Genomic DNA, 3,586 nt, shown 5'->3' with positions numbered 1-3,586 from the left:
GACTCATGACCCCATCCTGGGCCGTCACGACGTCTACAGCAGTATTCAACGCTTCTCGATCCTGAACTCGCCCTGTCCGGCGGACTTGCTATGAACCGCTGGCCTCAACTCACCCTGACAGACAGGGTTCCACCAGGTGCGGACTCACGGCGGAGATGGGCTTGAGGCAGAGGAACGGGTTTACGCGCCGTAGCAGGTCACCCGCCCTGTTCCGAACCCGATTCAAGCCAGGCTGCGCCGAGGTCCGTAAGACGCCACCGAGAGCCAGTCCCATGCGTGGCGGCGTTGTCTTCCCGAATCAAGTCCCGCTCTGCGAGCCGACGGAGATCCGCGAGGATGCCGCTCTCGATGTGAGCGCCTCGCCTTCCGAGTTCGAGATCGATCGTCCGCGTATCCCACCGACCGCCACCGTCACGGATGACTTCCAAGGCCAGGCGGGTTGGGATGACGTTCATCTGCATCACCTTAGGCCGGGCAGGTGGCGAGGTGCTGTGGGCCATTCATGGGCCAGTAAGCGTGGCCCACAGCGGTTATGAGCGGGCACGAGGGGCAAGCAGCTCCGCCGCCGGACGCAGGCGTTTCGGACATCACGACCGCTTGAGCACGCTCTTCCAAACTGACGCTCACACTGGGTTACTTGTAGGGGGCGTACTGGACGCTGCGGGACCAACGCCGCCAGAAGGGTAGCGGCAGGCAGCCGGCCGGCGCTTCGCCTCCGATTTCGGTCTCCACGGATCCATCGGCGAGCGTGACCGAGACGGCCGAGCGGCCTGGAGCGAACACCTCCCGGACCCTGCCGGCGACTACCGAGCGTGCGATGTCTTCGAGCAGGGCGACGTCTTCAGGGCCGGCTTCCAGTTCCCATCGGCCGCCGTAGTCCCCGACCCCAAGGATGAGTTCTTCGGAGAAGTCCATCCATCCGAAGGCACGAGCATCGGGGTTACGTGGTGTGACGTCCACCGATATCCCGCCCTCGATGCTGTCGACCTTTACAGTCGCCACCCCTGCCAACTCCTTTGCCAACTGCCTCGCGAAGTGCAGAGTTGGTGTCCGGGGCAGCTGGTTGGTGTCGGGTCCGTCGTGGCCGTGCTCATTCGTCACGGGGTCAGTCTGCCAAGCCGTCAGGGTGAGGCGGACGCTGTGGTTGCCTCGGCCGTTCGTCTCCTCACGCGAGCGGTCCGCATCTGGTCCCCAAGAGGTCGACGGACGGCGGGGGAGTGGTGTGAGATGTCGAGAGGCGTTTCCGCTGCTAGGCCCCCATGTGCCCAGGTCGGCGGGGTGGGCATTTTGATCTCGTAATGCGTAGGTCGCTGCTCCTGGTGGCGTGAGCGGTCGACCCCATAATGTCGCTGGCCGTAGGCTCCCTGCCGTGGAGGAGCGCGAGGTGGTCGTCCGGCTGAGCCATGACGAGGCGCTGGTCCTGTTCCAGTGGCTTAACCGGACTGATGAGCGCACCAGTGACTTTGCAGACCTCGTTGAGGACCAGGCCGAACAGCGCGTGCTGTGGAACCTGACCTGCCTACTCGAACGAGAGTTGCCCGAGCCGGTCTCGTCCGGGTACCGAGAACTGAATGACCAGGCGCGAACGCGGCTTCGCGACCCGACGTGACGTGACGTACAGCCATCTGTACAGCCAAGCCGGCCGACATGCGCGGTCTGAGGCCGACCGAAGGCGACACGGCAGGCAGGTCAGCGACGGTCACCGACGTCGACCGACAGCAGTCTTGATCTTTGCAAGGCAGGGGTAGAAGTCGCGCTTGCGGACTACCCTGCGGGCGGCCTCCGGCCGTCCTCGGGCGGCCGCAGCGCCTCGTGCAGAGTACGTGCAATGACCTTGTCGTGCGGAGCCGGTGAGCATTCGGCCCGCCCAGGTCACGGCCACAGTGGTCGCACTGCCGCTGTCGCCTTCCTAAACCGTACGAGGCTGGACAGCCGCGGCCAGGGGTTGCCGAAAGCTAGGAGACGTCGAAGAGGCGGAGGCCGTCGTACTCGGCGAAGTCGGCGTAGTCCTTGCCGTTGAAGGTCGCCAGTGGTAGCCGGTCGACGAGGCAGCAGGCCGCGATCCAGGAGTCGTTCGTCGGCCGGGGCCGCCCGCGATGCTGCGCCCGCGCCTGGAGGTGCCCCCAGGTCGTCGCCACCGCCTCGTCGAAGGGCAGCAGTACAACGCCGGAGCGCCACTGCGCGAGGTCAGCCAGCTTGCGTGGCCCCCAGCTCCGTAGCGCGGTCCACTTGGTCAGTTCCCCGAGCGTGACGAAGGTGATGCACGGGGTCTTACCGGCCAGGCGGGCGCGGAGCCGGTCGTGCAGCCGACCGCGCAGGATGGCCGACGCGACGTCGGTGTCCAGGACTACCAGGCTCACGCGGCGCCGGCCCGCCGGGATGCGTACAGGTCGGCGAGAAAATCGTCCAGCTCGTCGTCGGACTCGAACAGGTCCGGCCGTGCGAGGTCGTCGACGGAGGCGACCGGGCGGACACCCTGGCGACGCGCGAGCTCCGCCGCCGGTACGTGTTCAGCGGTCGGCCACTCGGGCATACTCTCGGCGTTGCTCGACATCGCGGCTCGCCCCCTCCTGCTCACTGCGGCTCTCATTCTCTCACGCAGAGAGCTTGGCCCCCGTCATCTACGGCGCGGACTATTCACGGATCGGTCTTGGCGACGATGACTGCGGCCGAGCCGGTCGGTGCAGGTCAGAGGCCCGGAGGTGACCCGGCCCGTACTCCATTCCTAAACCGTGTGTCGCAGGTTCGAATCCTGCCGGGGGCACCTCGAAGATCAGCAAAACGCCACCTGAACAGCGGATACGCTCCCGCACCGATCGGTCGGCCTATGCGGCCGGACGCCACCCGAAGCCCGCTGTTTTCAGCCGTCCGTGTGATGATCTTGGCCGTCTCAGGGCTCCCGTTTTCGCAGGTCAAAGCCGCGAACGGCAGCGAGGCCGCAGCGCCCGCCACGGCCTCTCCCACGCTACCGGCAATCATCAGCGCAACGCCGCCTCGATCCGCTCGTTCATCCGGCTACGGTCCCCGTCGAGGCACTTGGCGTACACCTTGAGCAGCACGTCCACCGAGTGACCGGCCCGCTGCGCCACCTCGGGTGCCGGCAGCCCGGCGTTGAGCCAGAGTGACACCCTTGCGTGTCGCAGGTCGTAGGGCCGCCCGGCCAGGGGAGAGGCCACCCGGTCGGGGTCAAATTCAGCGCCCGCGCCCCTTCCCAGACCCGGGAGTACGTCGAGGACGCCACGATGTTGCCCCGGTCGCTACGAAACAGCCGCCCGTCGGTGCCTACCCCGAACCGGTCGACGTGCGCTCGCAGGATCGCCACCAGCTCCGGTGACCGCCGCGTTCGCGTTGCTGCTGGCGTTCCGCCGGCAGCAACTGGCCGAGCGCAACCAGCAGGCGACCGAGTACGACGCTGGGGAGAAGCGCGTCACCGAGTTGTACGTCAAGGCCGCCGACCAGCTCGGCTCGGACAAGGCCCCGGTCCGCCTCGCGGGCCTGTATGCCCTGGAACGCCTCGCCCACGACAACCCCGCCCCGGCAGAGCCTCGTCGAGGTGATCTGCGCCTACCTGCGCATGCCCTACACC

At 67.0% G+C, this 3,586-nt stretch carries 5 protein-coding genes and 1 pseudogene; 2 read left to right on the top strand and 4 right to left on the bottom strand.

Going from position 1 to position 3,586, the window contains the following annotated elements; translation table 11 throughout:
• Positions 1-633 precede the first annotated feature (633 nt).
• Complete coding sequence (locus E1258_RS31020; RefSeq protein ID WP_132407351.1) at positions 634-1,101, bottom strand: hypothetical protein; 468 nt, start codon at positions 1,099-1,101, stop codon at positions 634-636.
• Between the two features lie 268 nt (positions 1,102-1,369).
• Between E1258_RS31020 and E1258_RS31015 the strand changes: the two genes are divergently transcribed.
• On the top strand, positions 1,370-1,609 hold the full coding sequence (locus E1258_RS31015; protein WP_132407350.1) for a hypothetical protein: 240 nt from the start codon (positions 1,370-1,372) through the stop codon (positions 1,607-1,609).
• Between the two features lie 346 nt (positions 1,610-1,955).
• Here E1258_RS31015 and E1258_RS31010 read toward each other — a convergent pair whose 3' ends face one another.
• From E1258_RS31010 to E1258_RS35275, 3 genes are all read right to left on the bottom strand, one after another.
• Positions 1,956-2,360, bottom strand: coding sequence for a type II toxin-antitoxin system VapC family toxin (locus E1258_RS31010; RefSeq protein ID WP_132407349.1), 405 nt, complete (start codon positions 2,358-2,360; stop codon positions 1,956-1,958).
• Positions 2,357-2,554 (bottom strand): hypothetical protein, encoded by a 198-nt coding sequence (locus tag E1258_RS31005; RefSeq protein ID WP_132407348.1) that lies wholly within the window; start codon positions 2,552-2,554, stop codon positions 2,357-2,359. Before E1258_RS31005 ends, E1258_RS31010 begins: the two co-directional genes overlap by 4 nt.
• Positions 2,555-2,978: 424 nt before the next feature.
• Entirely contained in the window at positions 2,979-3,176 is a 198-nt protein-coding gene (locus E1258_RS35275; protein WP_243715798.1) for a hypothetical protein, read from the bottom strand.
• A 154-nt stretch (positions 3,177-3,330) separates the two neighbouring features.
• On the opposite strand from E1258_RS35275, the pseudogene E1258_RS30995 reads away from it, so the two are divergent.
• A pseudogene (locus E1258_RS30995) lies at positions 3,331-3,586 on the top strand (hypothetical protein); the annotation flags it as partial.

The organism is Micromonospora sp. KC207, from assembly GCF_004348615.1.
Taxonomy (GTDB): Bacteria; Actinomycetota; Actinomycetes; order Mycobacteriales; family Micromonosporaceae; genus Micromonospora.
Note: the sequence above shows the minus strand (reverse complement) of the source record. Positions and strands in the feature narration are given on the sequence as shown.

Coding starts and splice junctions, on each gene's coding strand:
- E1258_RS31005 (WP_132407348.1), bottom strand. CDS start 2,554: ATGTCGAGCAACGCCGAGAGTATGCCCGAGTGGCCGACCGCTGAACAC.